General features: G+C 59.2%; 19 protein-coding genes. 11 read left to right on the top strand and 8 right to left on the bottom strand.

Annotation, left to right across the window (positions count from 1 at the left end):
• Positions 1 to 56: 56 nt before the first annotated feature.
• The 6 genes from MDG893_RS17340 (at position 57) to MDG893_RS17315 (ending at position 7,383) form a co-directional block, all read left to right on the top strand.
• Positions 57 to 2,564: an acyl-CoA dehydrogenase gene (locus MDG893_RS17340; protein ID WP_007155129.1), complete on the top strand. Its 2,508-nt coding sequence runs from the start codon at positions 57 to 59 to the stop codon at positions 2,562 to 2,564.
• A 205-nt stretch (positions 2,565 to 2,769) separates the two neighbouring features.
• Positions 2,770 to 3,558: an ABC transporter ATP-binding protein gene (locus MDG893_RS17335; protein ID WP_007155128.1), complete on the top strand. Its 789-nt coding sequence runs from the start codon at positions 2,770 to 2,772 to the stop codon at positions 3,556 to 3,558.
• Complete coding sequence (locus MDG893_RS17330; protein WP_007155127.1) at positions 3,548 to 4,267, top strand: ABC transporter ATP-binding protein; 720 nt, start codon at positions 3,548 to 3,550, stop codon at positions 4,265 to 4,267. The genes MDG893_RS17335 and MDG893_RS17330 overlap by 11 nt, the downstream gene beginning before the upstream one ends.
• Before the next feature lie 31 nt (positions 4,268 to 4,298).
• Entirely contained in the window at positions 4,299 to 5,516 is a 1,218-nt protein-coding gene (locus MDG893_RS17325; RefSeq protein ID WP_007155126.1) for an ABC transporter substrate-binding protein, read from the top strand.
• Between the two features lie 45 nt (positions 5,517 to 5,561).
• The gene (locus MDG893_RS17320; protein WP_007155125.1) at positions 5,562 to 6,452 is read left to right on the top strand and encodes a branched-chain amino acid ABC transporter permease; all 891 of its coding nucleotides are present in this window, start codon (positions 5,562 to 5,564) and stop codon (positions 6,450 to 6,452) included.
• A gap of 4 nt (positions 6,453 to 6,456) precedes the next feature.
• Positions 6,457 to 7,383 carry a branched-chain amino acid ABC transporter permease gene (locus MDG893_RS17315; RefSeq protein ID WP_007155124.1) on the top strand — a complete coding sequence of 309 codons (927 nt, stop codon included), beginning with the start codon at positions 6,457 to 6,459 and terminating at the stop codon, positions 7,381 to 7,383.
• A gap of 14 nt (positions 7,384 to 7,397) precedes the next feature.
• On the opposite strand, the gene MDG893_RS17310 is transcribed toward MDG893_RS17315, so the two are convergent.
• Positions 7,398 to 8,345, bottom strand: a complete 948-nt coding sequence (locus MDG893_RS17310; RefSeq protein ID WP_007155123.1) for a LysR family transcriptional regulator — start codon at positions 8,343 to 8,345, stop codon at positions 7,398 to 7,400.
• A 237-nt stretch (positions 8,346 to 8,582) separates the two neighbouring features.
• Between MDG893_RS17310 and MDG893_RS17305 the strand changes: the two genes are divergently transcribed.
• Positions 8,583 to 9,488, top strand: a complete 906-nt coding sequence (locus MDG893_RS17305) for a DMT family transporter (RefSeq protein WP_007155122.1) — start codon at positions 8,583 to 8,585, stop codon at positions 9,486 to 9,488.
• Here MDG893_RS17305 and MDG893_RS17300 read toward each other — a convergent pair.
• The 5 genes from MDG893_RS17300 to MDG893_RS17280 all read right to left on the bottom strand — a co-directional run bounded on the left by MDG893_RS17300 (position 9,461) and on the right by MDG893_RS17280 (position 13,341).
• Complete coding sequence (locus MDG893_RS17300; RefSeq protein WP_007155121.1) at positions 9,461 to 9,895, bottom strand: hypothetical protein; 435 nt, start codon at positions 9,893 to 9,895, stop codon at positions 9,461 to 9,463. The two genes, MDG893_RS17305 and MDG893_RS17300, sit on opposite strands and share 28 nt — an antisense overlap.
• 183 nt (positions 9,896 to 10,078) lie before the next feature.
• Positions 10,079 to 10,633 (bottom strand): gamma-glutamylcyclotransferase, encoded by a 555-nt coding sequence (locus MDG893_RS17295; protein WP_007155120.1) that lies wholly within the window; start codon positions 10,631 to 10,633, stop codon positions 10,079 to 10,081.
• Positions 10,633 to 11,265 (bottom strand): MarC family protein, encoded by a 633-nt coding sequence (locus MDG893_RS17290; RefSeq protein ID WP_007155119.1) that lies wholly within the window; start codon positions 11,263 to 11,265, stop codon positions 10,633 to 10,635. Before MDG893_RS17290 ends, MDG893_RS17295 begins: the two co-directional genes overlap by 1 nt.
• Before the next feature lie 79 nt (positions 11,266 to 11,344).
• A complete protein-coding gene (gene rluF, locus MDG893_RS17285) occupies positions 11,345 to 12,301 on the bottom strand; it encodes a 23S rRNA pseudouridine(2604) synthase RluF (RefSeq protein ID WP_007155118.1) in 957 nt (318 codons plus the stop codon).
• A gap of 35 nt (positions 12,302 to 12,336) precedes the next feature.
• Positions 12,337 to 13,341 carry a GlxA family transcriptional regulator gene (locus tag MDG893_RS17280; RefSeq protein WP_007155117.1) on the bottom strand — a complete coding sequence of 335 codons (1,005 nt, stop codon included), beginning with the start codon at positions 13,339 to 13,341 and terminating at the stop codon, positions 12,337 to 12,339.
• 110 nt (positions 13,342 to 13,451) lie between these two features.
• Here MDG893_RS17280 and MDG893_RS17275 point away from each other — a divergent pair, with 110 nt between their 5' ends.
• Both MDG893_RS17275 and MDG893_RS17270 read left to right on the top strand, forming a co-directional pair.
• The gene (locus MDG893_RS17275) at positions 13,452 to 14,360 is read left to right on the top strand and encodes an alpha/beta hydrolase (protein WP_007155116.1); all 909 of its coding nucleotides are present in this window, start codon (positions 13,452 to 13,454) and stop codon (positions 14,358 to 14,360) included.
• Between the two features lie 66 nt (positions 14,361 to 14,426).
• Positions 14,427 to 15,299, top strand: a complete 873-nt coding sequence (locus MDG893_RS17270; RefSeq protein ID WP_007155115.1) for an alpha/beta fold hydrolase — start codon at positions 14,427 to 14,429, stop codon at positions 15,297 to 15,299.
• A gap of 4 nt (positions 15,300 to 15,303) precedes the next feature.
• Here the strand turns inward: MDG893_RS17270 and MDG893_RS17265 are convergent, their stop codons facing one another.
• Positions 15,304 to 16,122 carry a hypothetical protein gene (locus MDG893_RS17265; RefSeq protein WP_157132868.1) on the bottom strand — a complete coding sequence of 273 codons (819 nt, stop codon included), beginning with the start codon at positions 16,120 to 16,122 and terminating at the stop codon, positions 15,304 to 15,306.
• Positions 16,112 to 16,732 carry a TetR/AcrR family transcriptional regulator gene (locus MDG893_RS17260; protein ID WP_007155113.1) on the bottom strand — a complete coding sequence of 207 codons (621 nt, stop codon included), beginning with the start codon at positions 16,730 to 16,732 and terminating at the stop codon, positions 16,112 to 16,114. Before MDG893_RS17260 ends, MDG893_RS17265 begins: the two co-directional genes overlap by 11 nt.
• A 180-nt stretch (positions 16,733 to 16,912) precedes the next feature.
• Between MDG893_RS17260 and MDG893_RS17255 the strand changes: the two genes are divergently transcribed.
• Together MDG893_RS17255 and MDG893_RS17250 are read left to right on the top strand one after the other, a co-directional pair.
• Positions 16,913 to 19,009 carry a 3-hydroxyacyl-CoA dehydrogenase NAD-binding domain-containing protein gene (locus MDG893_RS17255; protein ID WP_007155112.1) on the top strand — a complete coding sequence of 699 codons (2,097 nt, stop codon included), beginning with the start codon at positions 16,913 to 16,915 and terminating at the stop codon, positions 19,007 to 19,009.
• Between the two features lie 73 nt (positions 19,010 to 19,082).
• Positions 19,083 to 20,282 (top strand): acetyl-CoA C-acyltransferase, encoded by a 1,200-nt coding sequence (locus tag MDG893_RS17250; RefSeq protein ID WP_007155111.1) that lies wholly within the window; start codon positions 19,083 to 19,085, stop codon positions 20,280 to 20,282.
• The last annotated feature ends 1 nt before the right edge of the window (position 20,283 follow it).

The raw sequence follows: 20,283 nt of genomic DNA, 5'->3' as shown, positions 1-20,283 counted from the left end.
TGGCCGAAGGTAAGAACGATTCAGGTTGAATTTCATTTCGATATGGAGGTCCGCCCATGAGTGTTCTGCTTCTTCTGATCGGTGCGCTGGTACTGATCTACCTTGGCATAGGCGGTACCACTGCCGCCGCCGTGCTTGTGATTGCGACGGTCGTCGGGCTGTTTCAGGATGGCTGGCATATCCTCAGTATACTGTTTGGTGGCGGGCTGCTTGCCCTCAGCCTGGTACTGGTGTTGCCAGGTGACCTGCGGCGGGAGAAGCTCAGCGCTCCGCTGTTGAACTGGGTGCGTGGCCGGCTTCCAAAACTCTCGGATACCGAGGCCGAGGCCCTGCGCTCAGGCACCGTAGACTGGGACGGCGAGCTTTTCTCCGGGCAACCGAAGTGGTCGAAGCTGCTCGATGCCAAACCGGCTCACCTCTCCAGCGAAGAACAGGCGTTCCTCGACGGACCGGTCGAAAAGCTTTGCGGCATGCTGGATGACTGGAAAATCACCCACGAAGAGTACGACCTGCCCAACAAGGTCTGGAAGTTCATTCGCGAGAATGGCTTCTTCGGGTTGATGATTCCCAAGGAGCAGGGCGGCAAGGGCTTTTCTCACACCGCTCACTCTGAAATCGTGATGAAGATTTCCACCCGCAGCGTATCCGCCGCCGTCACCGTGATGGTGCCGAATTCGCTTGGCCCGGGCGAGCTGCTGATGGAGTACGGCACGGATGCCCAGAAAGAGCATTATCTGCCACGACTGGCCGGCGGTGAGGAAATCCCCTGTTTCGCACTCACCTCCCCGGTGGCCGGTTCCGACGCCGGTGCCATCCCGGACAAAGGCATCGTCTGCAAGGGCCAGTGGAATGGCAAGGAAGTGCTGGGACTGAAAGTTACCTGGAACAAACGCTACATCACCCTGGCACCGGTGGCGACGCTAATCGGCCTGGCCATCAAGGTGTACGATCCGGACAAGCTGCTGGGCGACTCCGACGACATCGGCGTTACCTGCGTGATGGTTCCCCAGGACCTGGAAGGGGTTCACTCCGGCGCCCGCCACCTGCCGATGAATACCGTGTTCATGAATGGCCCGACCTGGGGCAATGACGTCTTTATTCCCATGGATCAGGTGATTGGCGGCCAGGACATGCTCGGCAAAGGCTGGAAGATGCTGCTGGAGTGTCTTTCCATTGGCCGTTCCATCTCCCTCCCGGCATTGGGTACCGGCGCAGGCAAAGTGGCCAGCATGGCGACCGGTTCCTATTCGCTGGTTCGGGAGCAGTTCGGCCGGTCCATCAGCCAGTTTGAAGGGGTCCAGGAGGCGCTGGAGCCCATCGCCGGCTACACCTACATGATGGATGCCGCCCGATTACTGACATCCGGCATGCTGGACCGGGGCGTGCGCCCCTCCGTGCCGTCAGCGGTGCTCAAGTACCGCAATACCGACCTGATGCGCACGGTGATCAACCATGCCATGGACGTGGTTGCCGGCCGCGGTGTTATTACCGGCCCCCGCAACTTCCTGGCCAGGGCGTACCAGGCGGTGCCCATCGGCATCACGGTGGAAGGTGCCAACATCCTGACACGCAGCCTGATGGTGTTCGGCCAGGGCGCCATCCGCTGCCATCCGTTTATTGTTGAAGAAATTGAAGCCGCCGGGATGGATGATAAAAAGGCGGCGGTCGAGAAGTTCGACGGCATTTTCTACCGCCATATCGCCCACACCACCCGCAACGCGTTACGCTCGTTAGTACTGGCACTGAGCGGCGGCCTGCTGGAAACCGTGCCCCGCCAGGGCAAAATCCAGTCCAGCTATCGCCAGCTTGCCCGGTTCTCAGCCGCGTTCGCCCTGATGACTGACGTCACTCTGCTCACGGTTGGTGGCGGCCTTAAGGCACGTCAGCGCCTGTCCGGCCGAATGGCGGACTGCCTTGTACATCTGTACTACGCTACGGCGGTGATCAAGCAATGGCACGAGGAGGGCTATCCGGAGGACCAGCGTCCATTGGTGGAATGGTGCCTTCAGACCAGCCTGCGCGACCTCAAGACATCCATGCGCGAGCTGATCATCAACTTCCCTGTGCCGCTGTTGCGCTGGCCGCTGCGAGTGCTGGTATTCCCTCTGGGTGCCACCGGCCTCAACGGCCCGGACGACGCTCTGGGCACAGAGGTGGCCGCCAGCATTGTGAACGATACGCCGCTGCGCCAGCGCATCAGCCGCGGCAGCTATATCAATACCGATCCGGACGATCCTTTGGGTCGTGTACTGAACGCGTACCGGCTGGCCAATGAAACCAAGGACATGCGCGATCGCCTCCATGAGGCCCTGCGCAATCGTGATGAAGACGAGCTGGGCGGTATCGACCTGCTGATGGGGCACCAGCGTAAAGAACTGGTGGACTGGGCCTGTGAACAGGGCGTTGTTCAGAAAGACGAGTGCGACAAACTCCTGGAGGCACTGGAAGCACTCTACGACGTCATCCGTGTGGATGCCTTCGAAGCCGACGGGCTGAAAGCCCTGTCCCGTTGTGCCAAGGGCAAACGTAAGGTGGTCGAACGCCCACCCCGCGAAGAAGAATAACCGCTAAAGACACGCCCTTAGCCGGGCGTGTCGCCCCCGACTATTCCCCTCTCCCATTCTTGACAGAATCCACATTCGCCAACTATTACTGAATGTCGGTTCAAATAGCTGTATTTGCGACCTTTCAGAGAACCCGCTGTCATAACAATGAATAAAAACACGCGGCATCAGCGCCGCTCACGTGAATTGAAAGGGGTGTCTTTCCGTGGAAGAACAGGCTGTAGGCGAGCAGACACAACCATCCTCAACCATCCTTGAAACCAGGAACCTGACCAAGGATTTCAAAGGCTTTACCGCCATCAGTGATGTCAGCATCAACGTCAAGACAGGCTCCATACATGCCTTGATAGGCCCGAACGGGGCCGGGAAAACGACGTTCTTCAACCTGCTGACCAAATTTCTCAAGCCCAGTGCCGGGCAGATCATCTACGCTGGCAAAGACATTACCAACGCGCGCCCCGCCGGCATCGCCCAGCAGGGATTGATTCGCTCTTTTCAGATTTCGGCGGTATTTCCCCACCTGTCTGCCCGCGAAAACGTGCGGGTCGCCCTGCAACGCAAGTTGGGCATTTCCTATCACTTCTGGCGGCCGGTACGGATTCTTGATCAACTGAATGAAGAGGCGCAGGCCACCCTGGAACAGGTCGGACTCGGTCCGTTTGCCGACACCAAGGCGGTGGAACTCGCCTACGGCCAAAAGCGGGCACTGGAAATCGCCACCACCATTGCCCTAAAACCCCGGCTCATGTTGCTTGATGAACCAACCCAGGGCATGAGCTCGGAAGACGTAGGCACGGTTACCGAGCTGATTCGCAAGGTGGTGGATGGCAGAACCATCGTGATGGTTGAGCACAACCTCAATGTGGTTTCCACGCTGGCCGACACCATTACCGTTCTGAACCGCGGTGAGGTATTGGCCGAAGGCAACTACGACACGGTATCAACCAACCCCGCCGTCATGGAAGCCTACATGGGAACCACCGATGCAGCCTGATCAACGCCCGGAAATGCTCAAAATCGAGAATCTTCACGCCTGGTACGGCGAATCCCACATTCTCCATGGCCTCGATCTGACTCTGCGGGAAGGCGAGGTGATCACCCTGCTTGGCCGCAACGGGTCCGGGCGCACGACCACACTCAAGTCGATTCTGGGGCTGGTCAGTAAACGCACCGGCTCCATCAAGATCCACGGCACCGAAATCATCAACATGCCCACCCATCGCATTGCGCACGTTGGCAAGCTGGGTTATTGCCCTGAGGAACGGGGGATCTTTGCGTCTCTTAACGTGGACGAGAACCTGGAGCTTCCCCCGGTGGTGGCCGATGGCGGGATGTCCGTGGACGAGATCTACAAAATGTTCCCGAACCTTGAAGAGCGCCGCAAAAGCCAGGGCTCCAAGCTCTCCGGGGGCGAGCAACAGATGCTGGCCATTGCCCGCATTCTTCGCACTGGCGCCAACCTCCTGTTGCTGGACGAGATCACCGAAGGGCTTGCGCCGGTTATCCTCAAATCCCTGGATGATGTCATCCGCAAACTGCGTGACCGGGGATTCACCATCATTCTGGTTGAGCAGAACTTCCGCTTTGCCGCTCCGCTGGCCGACCGACATTATGTGATTGAGCACGGACGAGTGGTTGAGCAGATAGAAGCGGCCGATCTCGAGGCCAAGAAAGAGCAGTTGAACAGGCACCTGAGTGTCTGAACCCGAATCTAATAACAAAAGGAATCTCACCATGTTCAAGCACTGGAAATCAGGACTGGCAGGCGCCGTGGCAGCGGCCACTCTGGCAATGCCGCTGACGGCAGCGGCCGAACTGACCGACGGCAAGGTAAAAATCGGTGTCCTCAGTGACATGTCCGGCGTTTACAAAGCCCTTGAAGGCCCAGGCGCGGTCACCGCCGCCAAAATGGCGGTCGAGGATTTTGGCGGCTCGGTGATGGGCAAGCCCATTGAGATCATTTCAGCGGATCACCAGAACAAGCCCGATATCGGCGCCAGCACAGCCCGGGAATGGATCGATGCGGACGAGGTCGACATGATCACCGCGCTCGACAACTCCTCCGTTGCCTTATCCGTTCAGGGGCTGGCCAACGACAAGAAAATCATCACCATGAACACCGGCGCAGGCACCACCGCACTGACAGAAGAACAGTGCACGCCTTACGGCATTCACTACGTCTACGACACCCACGCGTTACCTGTTGGTACCGCAACGGCAATGGTCAAGAACGGCGGTGAAAGCTGGTTCTTCATTACCGCTGATTACGCCTTCGGGCACTCTCTGAGGGATAACACCGGCGCCGTGGTGGAAAGTCTCGGTGGCGAGGTAGTTGGCAACGTCAATGCGCCACTGTCCACCAACGACTTCTCTTCCTACCTGCTACAGGCCCAATCTTCCGGGGCCGACGTCATTGGCCTGGCCAATGCCGGCCAGGACACGGTGAACGCCATCAAACAGGCCAACCAGTTCCGCATCGTGCAGGGCGGACAGAAACTGGCCGGCATGCTGGTGTTCATCACCGACGTCCACAGCATGGGGCTGGATATCGCCCAGGGCCTGCAGTTCACCACGGCCTTCGTATGGAACCAGAACGACGAGACCGAAGCCTGGTCCCGTCGTTTCTATGAGCGCCACAACGCCATGCCCACCATGGTTCATGCCGGCGTTTACTCGGCCGTCACCAACTACCTCGAAGCGGTCAAGGCTACCGGCTCTGATGACAGCGACACCGTGCGGGCGAAGCTGGGCGAGATGACCCTCAACGACATGTTCGTGAAAGGGGGCAAGATTCTGCCCAACGGCTCCATGCTCCACGACATGTACCTGGTGGAAGTGAAGAAACCGGACGAAGCCAGCGAGGAATGGGACCTGCTGCGGGTGGTCTCGAAGATCCCGGCTGACCAAGCCTACATCTCGCTGGAAGACTCCAAGTGTCCGCTGGTTAACTAACCACACCGATTAACCACTGCTTCAGGGGAGATAGCCAACGTGTCGATGCAGGTCATACTGGCCCAGGCGCTGCTTGGGCTGAATGTGGGTGTGTTTTACGCCATGTTGAGTCTCGGGCTCGCGGTGATATTCGGGCTGCTGAATATCATCAACTTTGCCCACGGTGCCATGTACATGCTGGGTGCCTTCATCGCACTCATTGGCTACTCTCTGCTGGAGCAGTGGTTCGGAATCAGCCTCCAGATCGGATTCTGGGCGTCGCTGCTGGTGGCGCCCCTGATCGTCGGCATTCTGGGTGTGACCATTGAACGCTTCATGCTCAAGCGTCTTTATGACCTCGACCATATCTATGGCCTGCTGCTGACGTTCGGTATCACGCTGATCCTGCAGGGACTGTTTGCCAACTACTTCAACGTCTCCGGCACCCCCTATCCCGGGCAACCGGAGAGCCTCAGCGGCGTGGTCAACCTCGGCTTCATGTACTTCCCGACCTACCGGCTGTTTGCCATCATTTTCTCCCTGGTGGTCTGTTTTGCCACCTGGTATGTCATCGAACACACCAAACTGGGTTCACGACTGCGCGCCGGTGTCGAGAATCCGGACCTGACCCAGGCGTTTGGCCTGAATGTGCCACTGATGATCACCCTCACCTTTGCCTTCGGAGCCGGTCTTGCCGGCCTGGCGGGCGTACTCGCGGCCCCGATCTACTCGGTCAGCCCGCTAATGGGCGCAGACCTGATCATCGTCGTGTTTGCCGTGGTGGTGATCGGTGGCATGGGCTCAATTATGGGCGCCATTCTATCCGGGCTTGCGCTGGGCCTGATTGAAGGCCTTACCAAAGTGTTTTACCCGCCCGCAGCCAGCACCGTGATCTTCTTCCTGATGGTGCTGGTGCTGTTGTTCCGTCCTGCGGGCTTATTCGGTAAGGAGAAGTAAGGCCATGATCAACCGCGTTCTGTTTATCATCATGCTGGTCGCCGGCCTTGGCGCTCCCTTCTATGCCTATCCGGTCTTCGTGATGGACCTGCTGTGCTTTGCGCTCTTCGCCTGCGCCTTTAACCTGCTGCTCGGCTACGCCGGCCTGCTGTCCTTTGGCCACGCCGCCTTCTTTGGCGGAGCGGCGTACATTACCGGTTACGTTACCAAAGAATGGGGATTCGGACCGATTTTCGGCATTCTTGCCGGCACCGGGTTTGCGTTGATCCTCGGCACGATATTCGGCTTCCTCGCCATCCGCCGGCAGGGCATCTACTTTGCCATGGTGACTCTGGCACTGGCGCAGATCATATACTTCCTGGCGCTGCAGATGCCGTTCACCGGCGGCGAAAACGGCCTGCAGGGCATTCCCCGTGGTGAGCTTTTCGGCTTCATCAGCCTCAACAACGAAATCGCCATGTACTACTTTGTGTTTGCGGTGTTCATGATTGGTTTCGCCATCATCCACCGAACCATCAACTCCCCCTTTGGCGAGGTCCTCCAGGCCATCCGGGAAAACGAATCCAGAGCACTCTCGCTCGGTTACGACGTCGACCATTTCAAGCTACTGGCGTTTATCATTTCCGCCACACTCGCCGGAACGGCCGGTGCCACAAAAGCGGTGATATTCCAGTTTGCGGCACTGACCAATGCTCACTGGCAGACCTCCGGGGAAGTCATCCTGATGACACTGGTGGGAGGCCTTGGCACCATTTTCGGGCCGGTACTGGGCGCGATTACCGTCGGCGCGCTGAGCCACGAGCTGTCGGCATTCGGCTCCTGGGTGCAAGTGATCCTGGGGACCGTGTTCGTCGTCTGCGTGATGGTATTCCGCCGCGGTATCGTCGGTGAAATACAGCATCGGCTGCTGAAGAAAAAAGCGGATAAATAGGCCGCCGGAGCTCGTTACTCGCCCCGCAAGCCGCCACGGATGGCCTCATCCACCAGCCAGCGACGCAACACCTGCAACCCACGCTCGCGCCGACGGCTGGTTTTCCAGGCGAAATAGAACTTGTCACCCGTCATCACCGAGTGACAGGGCAAACGGACAAAATCGCCGGAGTCCTGCCGTGTGCTCAGCATGTAATCGTTGGTCAACGCGATGCCCTGATGAAAACGGGCCGCCTCCAGAGCCAGCAACATGTGGCTAAAGTGCTGTATCCGCGCCGTACCAGGAATTTTCTGATCCACCGCCCGATACCAGGCCTCCCAGTCACCGGCGGCCTTGTCGAAAATGCTGTGAGTGGACAACAGTGGGAAACGACTCACCTCCTCCGACGACAACTCTGGCTCATCCCTTCCCTCAACCTCTGAATCCCGCCCCAGTTCCCGACGGATGCGCTGCCAGTAATCCTGGCTGCACACCGGAAACAGCCGCTCGGTATACAGCAACTCATAACTGAATGCCGCAGACGACGGCTTGATGGTGATAAAACAGTCCGCCACCCGGTCGGACAGCACCGGGTTCTCACTGCTCATCTCCAGAGACAGGTCCAGTTGCGGATACTCACGCTGCAAATCCGGCAACCGCGGCACCAGCCAGCGCACCGCAAATGAACTGAACACCGACAGCCGCAACCGCGACTCCTCATGGCCCAGCAACTGCTCACTCACCCGTTCAATCTGCAACAACGCCGACCCCACGCCATCCAGATACTGCCGGCCTTCGTCTGTCAGCGCCAGCGTCCGGCCACTTCGCCAGAACAGCTTCTCGCCGAGATAGGTTTCCAACTGCTTGATCTGATGACTGACCGCACTCTGACTGACCGCCAGCTCCTCCGCCGCCAGCGAAAAACTGTTCAGCCGGGCAACGGCTTCGAATACAGGTAGGGCTTTGAGAGGTGGAAGCTTCATTATCTAAATTTCTAATGATAAGTGATTAAAGATCATTTTATCGGATAGTAATACACCAGTAGACTCACCATCACAAGATCCAGGGAGCCCTGCACACCACCCTTTCCAAAACTGTACGGAGCCATGGATGGCGGAGTCCAAGCGTCACATGGATGTGCCGAAGGAGCGTGTTTTGGAAAGGGTGGTGTGTGGGGCGACAACTCCGATCTCGGAGCAAAACCAAGAGGAGCCGAAATCATGTCAGGCAAAACCGTAAACAGTGCAATCCTTCTGCTGGTGATCGGCAACGCCATGGCATTGATCAGCGACGTCTTCATCAAGCTGCTCGAACCCGGCGCCCCCGTGTTCCAGTTTGCCTTCCTGCGCTGCGTTATCACCCTGTTGCTGTTACTGCCCCTGTGCGGACAGCTCAACCGCAAACACCTGTTCTCCGGCTTCAAAATCCACGCCGTGCGAGCCCACATACACCTGGCAGGCATCCTGTGCATGGTCGTTGCCCTCGGCAACCTGCCGCTGGCCACCGCCAACGCCGTGTTCTACGCCGCCCCCATCCTGGTCATGGTGCTGTCCGTCATCCTGTTCCGGGAAAAGCTGACTCCACTCAGCGTCTTTGCCGTCTTCAGCGGATTCGGCGGCATCGTCGTCATACTGCGGCCAGTGGAATTCAACTGGGCTGCCATCGCCGCACTGGCCTCCGCCTTTGCACTGGCCATCAACGCCGTAATGGTGCGTAAACTGCCGAAGCAGCAGTCCACCGTTCACAAGTTATTCCTCAATTACGCGTTGATCATCCCGGCTGCCGGCGCACTGGCACTATGGGAAGGCGCTGCCTGGGACAGCTCCATACTCATCAGTGCCCTGGGTTCAGCGCTCTTTATCCTGGGCTACAACATCACCGTCTTGCTGGCTTACCAGCAGGTGGATGCCAACCAGGTCACCAGCGCCGAATACACCGGTCTGATCTGGGCAGTCGGCATTGGCTGGGTCTGGTTCTCCGAAGTGCCGGATCTCTGGTTCCTGGCTGGCAGTACCATGATCGTCGTGCCGCTGATCATGATTGGACTGAAGAGCCGGCGCCGTTCACAGGCGCCGGCGAGAGGCTTCAACCCGGACAATCAACGAGTTACATCAATCAGTAGCTGAGCGCCCGGCAGCACCTGATACTCCATGGGGTAGGTGCTGTTGTTGTAATAGAACCGGAAACGACTGCCACGGTCATCCCGGTAGTGGTGGCGGTGCTTGTTCCAATGGCGTTTGTGGCCATGGTAGCCATGCCTTTTCTGGTGGTATTTCTTATGCTTCCAACCGTGTTTGTGTCCGTTGTGCGCCTTGTTCTTCCAGCCATGCTTGCGATCCCGGTGGCCGTGACGTGCATCGGCGTCGCGGTGCCGGGATGACAGAAACTTCTTGTGGTGGGGAATGCCCCTGTCGTGGTCCACTTTCTGGTAGAAACCTACCTTGTGGTCCTCCCGCCTGTCAGAGTCTGCCACAGCCGGGCTGGTCGCCATTATCAGGCCAACAAGACAACTGCCAATCAGAAATGCTTTCATCGCTCTTCTCCCGATCTTTTCAGATCCCGGATTAGCATCCACGAACACTCTGTGGCTGCTCCCTGGTTTCAGAGTACGGAATTGCCGGGAAAAGTCAGGTGATCGGCGGCGGCTTTGCACTTCTTTTACGTAGGCGTGGGCAGTCTTTACAGTTGCCGTGGCTGGCTGACCGTCACGACAGAATCAAAGCAGATGGGATTCCAGCTCAAACACGTGGGGGTCGTCATCACCGAGGGTTCTCAGAGCCTCCGCCAACTTCAGCAGATACTCCCTGTTGGGACCACTCGGCCCGGAGGAACGCGCGATCTGGCTGGCAATATCGAAGGATGAAGCCGGCCCCAAAAATGCGGCATTGTCTTCAGTGGCTATGTATACCAGGCCTTCTGCACGGCCGCCGTCGTCAAATGTCATGGCGGTCGTGAAACGCAGATAGCCGTTTTTCTCGCGCACATCCAGATGTTCGAAAACCTCCGGCGATACCCGATAGGCCATGCCCTTACACTGCGCACCAGGCTGGCTGATTAATGTTACCACCCGGCCGGGAGCGTCCGGTGTACCACGATGGTCATGGGAGCCCTGCCAGAAACGCCGGGCCCAGCCTTCAATCGTCGCCGGCCGCTGCTCAAGGAATGGAAAGTCCACCTTGTAAATCAGCGAGCCATAGCCGAACAGCCACACGGAGGAGACTCCGTCAAACTGCTGGCGACTGCGATTGTGCGCTACGGTATCGAAAGACATCAGGTGGCCGACGTGGAAGCAATAAACCCAGCGATGCCCGTTAGCACGATTTCCGCCGCCATGGCAGACAGAATCAGGCCGCTGATCTTGGAGAGTATGTTCAGCCCGGTCTTACCCAGTGCCTTTTCCAGATATCCGGACAAGTGCAGTAAAACCGCCAGGATAACCAGCCCCGACACCAGCCCCAGAAGCCCTCCGGCCACTTCCGGCACGGCGTTCAGCTCGGCGCCGTATACCAGGATGGCACCGATGGTTGCAGGGCCTATCATCACAGGAATCGCCAGTGGCACCACGGCAATGTCGTCACGGTCTTCATCCGGCAGCCCGGTGGCATGATTGCGGGTACCGCTGGTGACCAGGCTGATGGCGGTCAGGAACAGCAGACTGCCGGCACCAATCCGGAAGGAGTTCAGGGTAATACCAATGGCGCTGAACAGCAGTGGCCCGGCAAAGAACAGCACCAGTCCGAGGATCAACGCGGACACCGTGGAACGGCGGATGATCGAACTCTTTTCTGCTGCTGGCAGGCCCCGGGTGAGCGCCAGGAACATGGTCACCACGAAGAACGGTGCCAGCAGGAACAGAAAACGGATCGTGCTGCTGATGTAGGTACTGATAAACGCTTCAAACATTCGGAACATCCGGCCAGGAGTAAAAACGGTATAGCATAGCGACAGTGGCACCTTCGTGCCGTACGGAAGTGAACGTATCCTAGCGCTTAACGCTGCTTTGTCTGGGCTTGCGTAGCTTTCCGGGCTTTCCCCGCTTACTGGGTTTTCCCGGGCGCGAGGGTTTGCCGTGTTTTCCAGTGGGCTTTCCCGGCCTACCGGGCTGCCCTGTCTTTGCCCCCTTTCCACGCGGTCCCGATGGCGATGCCCCGGGCTTTTTGCTCGGCCGCTTGACCGCCGGCTTTTTCGTTTCGCTACGGTTATCGGGGCTCACTTCCGAGGACGAATCGCGGATCATGTCAAACAACCCCGCCAGCTCCTTTGGCCCCAAATCCCGCCACTCTCCGACTGATAGCCCTTTGAGGCTGATATTCATGATGCGCACACGCTCGAGCTTTGTTACCTCGTAACCAAAGAACTCGCACATGCGGCGGATCTGGCGGTTCAGGCCCTGAACCAACGTAATGCGGAACACAAAACGGGACACCTTTTCGACCTTGCAACGTTTGGTGACCGTACCCAGTATCGGTACCCCGGCGCTCATACCCTGCACGAATTCTGTGGTCACCGGCTTGTTGACGGTGACCAGGTATTCTTTCTCGTGGTTGTTGCCGGCCCGCAAAATCTTATTCACCAGATCACCGTTGCTGGTGAGGAATATCAGCCCCTGGGAGTCCTTGTCCAGTCGGCCAATGGGGAAGATCCGCTCACCGTGACCCACATGGTTGACGATGTTTCGGCGCTCAGCCGGGTCCGTGGTGCTGACCACACCCACGGGCTTGTTAAGGGCGATAAAGATCAGGTCCTCTTCGTCTCGCGGCTCGATCAACTGACCATTCACCGTGACCTTGTCACCGGGCAACACCTGATCGCCCACCTGGGCGGCCTTGCCGTTAATGGCAACGTTGCCGTTCTCGATATAGCGGTCAGCCTCCCGCCGGGAACACATGCCACTCTCGCTGATGTATTTGTTGAGGCGGGTGGAGTTTTTACCGGGCATGGGAGTCCTGTCTTCGGTCGGGGATCGTCGAGGTATCAGGCCGCTTTTGGAGATACATAGCTGAAACGCTTGCGGTATTGCTCCATGGTACAGCCTACCGTGCGTTTAAACAGCCTCCGAAACGAACTGGCGTCCTCGTAACCCACACTCCAGATGATGCGTGCAGTCTGTTCGCGGCTGGATTCCAGCAGGTGCTTGGCTGCCTCAATTCGCAGGTGCTGCAGGTAGCCGATGGGCGTCTCCCCGGTGGCTTCCTTGAAACGGCGCTTGAACGTGCGAGTGCCAAGGCCAGCCACGGCGGCCACTTCGTCGATGGTCAATGCATCGGCATAGTGCTGTTCAAGCCAAGACTGTGCCTTGCGGATGGCGTCATCCTGGTGGGCTTTCTGGCTGTAGAAGGCCATATAGGGCGTTTGCTCCTCCCGGCGACCGTCCAGCACCAGCATCTTGCTGCAGGCCAGGGCAACAGCCGGTGAGGCGAAACGCTCCACCAGGTAACTGCACAGGTCCACAAACGCTGTGGCACCGCCGGCACAGATGATGCGGCCGTTATCCACCAGCAACTGGTCTTCCTCCAGGCGCAGGTGCGGATAGCGGGCACGGAACAACGGCGCTGCCCGCCAGTGGGTGGTGGCCACCTGGTCGTCCAGCAAACCCGCCTCCGCCAGTACGAAACTGCCGGTGCAGACGCTTGCCAGCACGGCGCCCCTCTCCAACCCTTCCCGCAACCATCCGTACAGTGGTCTTGAGGGTGCGAGAGTCTTCTCCAGGCGTTCCGCGCCCACGGCAGCTTCCACCGAAGAACCCACCACGATCAGGTCCGGCTCGAAATCCCCACGCTTACAGGTTGGCGTCACCACCGCACCGCTGTACCCACGAACCGGCTGGTCGTCCACCGTCACCACCTGGCAGTTGAACAGCGGTTCGCTGTGGCCTGCCGGTGCGCGGCCGCAGAAATTGGCAACGGTGAAGAAATCCATGATGCCGTGCACTCCGGAGGCATGGCAGTTGGGAAAGGCAACAATGGCAACGTTGAACATGAAAATGGCCCTTTCAGCACTTTATATGTCAAATATGACACTCCTGCTGGCAACCCGCAAGTCCTAACCTGAACCTGTCATCCACTACCACTGGAAGAAGGACTTTCACCATGACCTCACAACTGAACACTCAATCAGTGATCTTCGAGCGGCCGACAACTCACAAGGTTGAAGGCCCGAAGGGGTTTTCGCCCATCCGTCTGGCACTTCAACTCTACGGTCGAATGTCCCCAGAGAAAGCCGGCCGGCTGGTTAACCGCATGGCGTTCAGGCCCTCACGCCTGCCCATGCCGTCCCGCTATGAATACCTGCTGGACAACGCCGACAGCTATACCCAACTCCAGCACGGCAGCCGCACCATTCCGGTGTATTCCTGGGGCCAGGGGCCTGTGATTCTGGGCGTTCACGGCTGGGCCGGTGCCGGTATCCAGTTCGGGGCCTGGATCAACCCGCTGGTGGAAGCCGGCTATCGCGTGGTGCTGTTCGATGCCCCCGCGCACGGCCGTGCCCAGGGAGAAAGCACCGACCTGTTTGAAATGGCCGAAGTCATTGCCAAGGTGACCGCCAGTGTCGGCCGGATCCATGGTGTGCTGGCCCATTCCATGGGCTGCATCGCCATTGCCCGCGCGATCGCGGACGGCCTTCAGCCCAACTATCTGGTTATGCTGGCGCCCCCCGTCAGTCTCTCGGCGGTGATGGATAACCTGGGCCGTCAACTGGGCCTGAGCCAGGACGTTCTGGCGGTTCATCTGCAACTGATGGAGGAACGTTTCGGCAAATCCGTCTGGGAGCAACTGGACCTGGAAGCCTTGTCGCGGACTCTTACCCAGCGGGGGCTGATGGTCATCGATGACGATGACACCTCCATCTCGCCAGACGAAAGCGAACGGGTTTTCAGCAACTGGGAAAACGCCAACGTGCTGCGCACCCGAGGCCTGGGCCACCACCGCCTGCTTTGGAGCCCCATGGTTCTGGACTCTGTGCTTCGGGACCTGGGCAGGCCAGTGGACACCCTCTGATTGCGCGATTACGTCGGTCCGTTTATGGTCTGGCAGCAGTACCATTCGCATATACGGAGTCCAGCCATGCAACTGTCTGAACCGAAACAGCTACAAACGCCCCGGGGACGCTTTGCCTGGCGAGAAGGCGGCGCGCCCGGTGGCAAGGCACTGGTAATGATCCACGGCTGGCCGGAGAGCTCCTACTGTTGGGAGCACGTAGCGGCGTATCTGAAGGCGGGCTTTCGCATCATCGCTCCCGACCTGCGCGGGCTGGGGGACAGTGAACGCAGCCCGGACATAGAACACTACCGCAAGCAGGAAATGGCACAGGATGTGATCAGCCTTCTGGACCAGCTTGGTATTGATGAGTTCCAGCTGGTGGGGCACGACTGGGGCGGCATCGTCGCCCAGGAAGTTGCACTGGCCATCCCCGATCGGGTGCAAAGGTTGGTGATCATGAACATCGCCATTATCAACAATCTCAAGGGCAATCAGGAAGTGATCGAGAAGGTCCGTGCCGGCAGTGGTGCTACCTACTGGTATCAGCACTTCATGCAGACGCCTGGCCTGCCTGAAGCGATGATTCCGGGCGCTGAAGAGACCTGGCTGGGGCATTTCCTGCGCACCTGGAATCGCGAACCGTTTCCACGGGACGCATTCGACGAATATGTGCGCACCTTCCGGATTCCGGGAACACCGGGCACCAGCTCCAATTACTACCGCACCTTCCACGAAGATGCCAAACGCTGGGCCACCACGGCAGGCCATACCTGGCTCATGCCCGCCCTGTATATCTACGGCAACAAGGACAAGGTGATCATTCCGGAGTACCTCAATCATATTGAGGAATGCTTCGCAGACCTGAGAGTGGAAGAGGTGGAAGCAGGCCACTTCCTGCAGGAAGAGCAACCCGAAGCCGTTGCCGGGTATCTCAACGATTTCCTGGACACAGCCTGAGCCGTTACCTGGATGGGCTGACGTAGACCCAGTTGGTACCGACGTTGTCGCACACCACGATTTCGCGGTTGATCACCGTGCACAAGGAAAGGTCCTGCGGAAGCTCGTCGTGGTAACGGGCCTTGACCGCCAGACTCTTCTTGTCCTGCTTGAGCAGGGTGAACGTCTGTTCCATGCGCTGGGCAAAGTCGACGCCGCCATCCTCAATCGTGTGAAAGGCGTTGTGGAACGCCGTGAAGCTCATGGTGTTGGCGCCCAGGCCGATGTCCACCATCTTGGGGATGTAGCGGTCGTACGCCTTGGAGAGGTATCGGCGCACGGCCTCTGAATCATCGCGATTGCCCTCGAACGGCCGCAGGCCAAGGCGGTTATCCTCCGCCAGGACCCCTTCCGCCAGCTGGCTGTTGGGCTGGTTTGAGACCAGATCATAGCGCTGCTGGGGACAGGCAATGCGCTGACCTTCCAGTTGGCAATCCGAAAGCAACCCGCTTTGCGGCGGGTCTTCTTCAGGCCCGGTGCGAACGGGTTCCGGTTCCGCGCCAGACGATCCGGGGATGGAGTCGGCTTTCGCAGGAGTACCCGGCTCAGGCACTTCCAGGCCCAGCCGCCCGGCAGGGCGCCGCAGAAGCAACGCCTGTACTTGCGGATCGTTGCGCTTGAAATCCGTGGGTGATGGCAAGCCCCCGCCGAGCCCTTCGCTCACTACGCGGCAATACATCTGTTCCAGTTCGGTTGTGGCGCCGTCCATACATTCATCTCCAGCGGCATGGAGGGCACCGGCACAGAAACCAAGCAGGACCAGGGCCGGCCATCTAGCCTTCATCACGCTGCCCCAATGCCACACGCGCCATCAGATCTTCCACCCGGCGAATGGTTTCAGCATCGCCCTTTTTCCCGGTAAGCACCACCTGGGAGCCGATGGTGGCCACATACATCAGCAGCGACAGATCGCGAATGCGCTGGGGATCACTGCTCAGCCGTTCATACAACTCGCAATTCTGATTGATGCGCGCTTCGTCCACCTGCGTGACCAGATCAGCCGCGTAGTCATTTCTGCGGGCAAAATCCCGCACCGCCAGCTCCACCTGCAGGCGACGGATATTACGGGACGCATCGGTAAGCAACAGTTCTAGAATTTGCCGCAATTCGGTTTCGACATCCCCGCCCTTGGGTTTCCAGTACTGAAGCTCGTGCAGACGCCGGTCCCGCCAGCGGTTCAGGAAACGCACCACCAGGTCTTCGTGGTCCTTGAAGTGCCAGTAAAAACTGCCACGGGTCACACCGAGCTTTTTTGCCAGGGTCAGCACCCTCAGGTTGCTGAAACCACCGGCTGCAACCTCGCCGGCGGCCGCATCCAGCCAGTCGTCGCGGGTCAACTGCGCTTTTTCCGGCGTCTTGCGGCTGCGGCGTTTCTGAGGTTTGGCATCCGTCATGGTGGAATCTGGTCCTGCTACTGGCTGTTGGGTGTGAATTCTACATCAACAGCGGAGCCATGTTTGAAAGCGTTGACCCCGCCCAAAACATACATTAGTGTATGGACAAACAATACACCAGTGTATGGATAATTCAACAGGTCTTCCGTACACCGCCTACTATCCACAGGGAGCTGCTACATGAGTACTGCCCATTACGATGTGAACGGCAACATCGCCGTCATCCGACTCGACAACCCGCCCGTCAATGGCCTGGGCCTTGAACTCCGCCGGGGTATTGTTAACGGTATCCAGCAGGCAGAAGCCGATAATGCAGTGAAAGCCGTGGTACTGATTGGCTCCGACCGTGCCTTCTCCGGCGGCGCCGACATCAGCGAGTTCGGCTCTCCCAAAGCCTTTGCCGAACCCAACCTGAACACGGTAGTCAACTACGTGGAAAGCAGCCGCAAGCCAGTCATCGCCGCCATCAGCGGCGCCTGCATGGGCGGCGGTCTTGAACTGGCCCTGGGTTGTCACTACCGCATTGCCAAGCCAGACGCCCAGATTGCCCTGCCGGAAGTCAAACTAGGCCTGTTGCCGGGCGCCGGCGGCACACAGCGTTTGCCGCGCCTGATAGGCGCCGAGCACGCAGTGAACATGATCGTCTCCGGCAGCGTGGTTCCTGCCAAGCAGTTCAAGGGCAGCCCGCTGTTTGACGAGATCATCGACGGCGAACTGTTCGACGCCGCAGTCGCTTACGCCACCAAGGTGGTGAGCGAAGGTCTGCCGCTGAAAAAAGTCCGGGATCTGAAAGCCAAACACCCGAACCCGGAAGGTTTCTTCATGTTCACCCGCAACACCGTGGGTGCCATGGCGAAGAACTACCCGGCGCCGCTGAAGTGTGTTGAAGCTGTAAAAGCGGCTGTCACCATGCCGTTCGACAAGGGCATGGAAGTGGAACGGGAAGCCTTCGTCAATCTGATGCAGACGCCGGAATCCCGCGCTCTGCGCCATGCGTTTTTCTCCGAGCGCCTGACCAGCAAGATCGCCGATGTACCGTCAGACACCCCGGTTCGCGACATCCAGTCTGTGGGCGTGATCGGTGGTGGCACCATGGGCACGGGCATCAGCATCAACTTCCTGAACGCCGGTATCCCGGTCACCCTGGTGGAAATGAAGCAGGAAGGCCTGGACCGGGGTGTCGCCGCCATCCAGAAAGTCTATGAAGGCCGGGTCAAGAAAGGCCGGATGAGCGAGGACGATGCCAAGGCGAAGATGGCACTGCTGACACCGTCTCTGACCTATGACGACCTGAGCAACGTGGACCTGGTGATCGAGGCGGTGTTCGAGGAAATGGGCGTGAAACAGTCCGTGTTCGAGAAGCTGGACGAGGTCTGTAAGCAAGGCGCCATTCTGGCCTCCAACACCTCCACCCTGGATCTCGACAAGATCGCCAGCTTCACCAAGCGTCCGGAAGACGTCATCGGCCTGCACTTCTTCAGCCCGGCCAACATCATGAAGCTGCTGGAAGTGGTGCGTGGCGAGAAAACCGCCAAAGACGTGCTGGCCACCGCCATGAAACTGGCCAAAACCATCAAGAAAACCGCCGTGGTGTCTGGCGTGTGTGATGGCTTCATCGGCAACCGCATGATCAACCAATACCAGCGTGAAGCCCTGCTGATGCTGGAAGAAGGCGCCAGCGTGCAGCAAATCGACAAGGCCATCGAGAAGTTCGGCTTTGCCATGGGCCCGCTGCGCATGGCCGACCTGGCCGGCGGCGACATCGGCTGGGCCATCCGCAAGCGTCAGTACCAGGAAAACCCGGACATGGTGAAGATGGTCCTCGCCGACCGCATCTGCGAAATGGGCCGCTACGGCCAGAAAACCGGCGCCGGCTTCTACCGCTACGAGCCGGGCAACCGCAACGCCCTGCACGATCCGGAAGTTGACAAGGTGGTGGACGAAGTCCGCGCTGAACTGGGCATCAAACCACGCAAGATCAGCAACCAGGAAATCGTTGAACGCTGCGTGTACGCGCTGGTGAACGAAGGCGCCCAGATTCTCGATGAAGGCATTGCCCAGCGCGCCTCCGACATCGACATGGTGTACCTGACCGGTTACGGCTTCCCCGTGTTCCGCGGCGGCCCCATGCATTACGCCGAGGAAGTCGGGCTGCCGAACGTGGTTCGCGCCATGCAGGCCTTCACCGAAGACCGGCACACCCAGCCTGGTTTCTGGGAGCCGGCCGCCCTGCTGGCCAAGCGCGCCGAAGAAGGCAAGGGTTTTGACGCCAAGTAACCGGTCCACGAATTGATCCGGGGCGGCGCATCCCTTATCAAAAGACCGCCGCTCCGAGCTGAGGAGAATTGTTATGTCCAATGATGTTGTCATCGTATCCACCGCCCGCACGCCCCTGGCCAAATCCTGGCGCGGCGGCCTGAACATGACCCACGGCGCCACGCTGGCCGGTCACGCCATCCAGCACGCGGTCGAGCGCTCCAAAGTCGACCCGAACGAAATTGAAGACGTACTGATGGGCTGCGCCCTGCCCGAAGGCTCCACCGGCAACGACGTCGCCCGCATGGGCGCGATCCGCGCCGGACTACCCGTCACTGTAGGCGGCGCCACCATTAACCGCTTCTGCTCGTCCGGCCTGCAAGCCATTGCCATGGCCGCTCAGCACATTGCGGTCGATAAAGTGCCGGTGATGGTCGCTGGCGGCGTGGAATCGATTTCCACCGTGCAGGCCAACGTGAACCAGAACTACTTCATGGAACCCTGGCTGGCGAAGCACAAGCCGGAGCTCTACTGGTCCATGCTGGACACCGCTGAAACGGTGGCCAAGCGCTACGACATCAAGAAAGAAGACATGGACGAATACGGCGTCCGCAGTCAGAACCTGGCCACCCAGGCCCGTGAAGACGGCAAATTCGACGACGAAATCGTGCCCATCACCACCACCATGGGCGTCGCGGACAAAGCCACCGGCCAGCTCAGCAGCCAGGAAGTGACCGTCAGCCAGGACGAAGGCATCCGCCCGGGCACCAACCTGGAAGGCGTGAGCAAGATCCGCTCGGCCATGGAAGGCGGCGTAGTCACCGCCGGCAATGCCAGCCAGTTCTCCGACGGCGCCTCTGCCTGCGTACTGATGGACAGCAAAATCGCCGAACAGCGCGGCGCTACCCCGCTGGGTATCTTCCGCGGTTTCGCGGTGGCCGGCTGCGAACCCGACGAAATGGGCATCGGCCCGGTTTTCGCGGTACCCAAGCTGTTGAAGCGTGCCGGCCTGACGGTAGACGACATCGGCCTATGGGAACTCAACGAAGCCTTCGCCGTGCAGGTTCTCTACTGCCAGCGCAAACTCGGCATCCCGATGGACCGCCTGAACGTCAACGGCGGCGCCATTGCAGTAGGCCATCCCTACGGCACCACCGGCTCCCGCCTGGTCGGCCACGCGCTGATCGAAGGCAAGCGCCGGGGCGTAAAATACGTCGTGGTTACCATGTGCGTAGGCACTGGCATGGGTGCCGCAGGCTTGTTTGAGTTGCCTGAAGCTTTGGTCGCTGCCTGAG

It is taken from the genome of Marinobacter algicola DG893, assembly GCF_000170835.1.
Lineage (GTDB): Bacteria > Pseudomonadota > Gammaproteobacteria > Pseudomonadales > Oleiphilaceae > Marinobacter > Marinobacter algicola.
The sequence above is the reverse complement of the archived record's forward strand: the minus strand, read 5'-3'. Positions and strand labels throughout refer to the sequence as shown.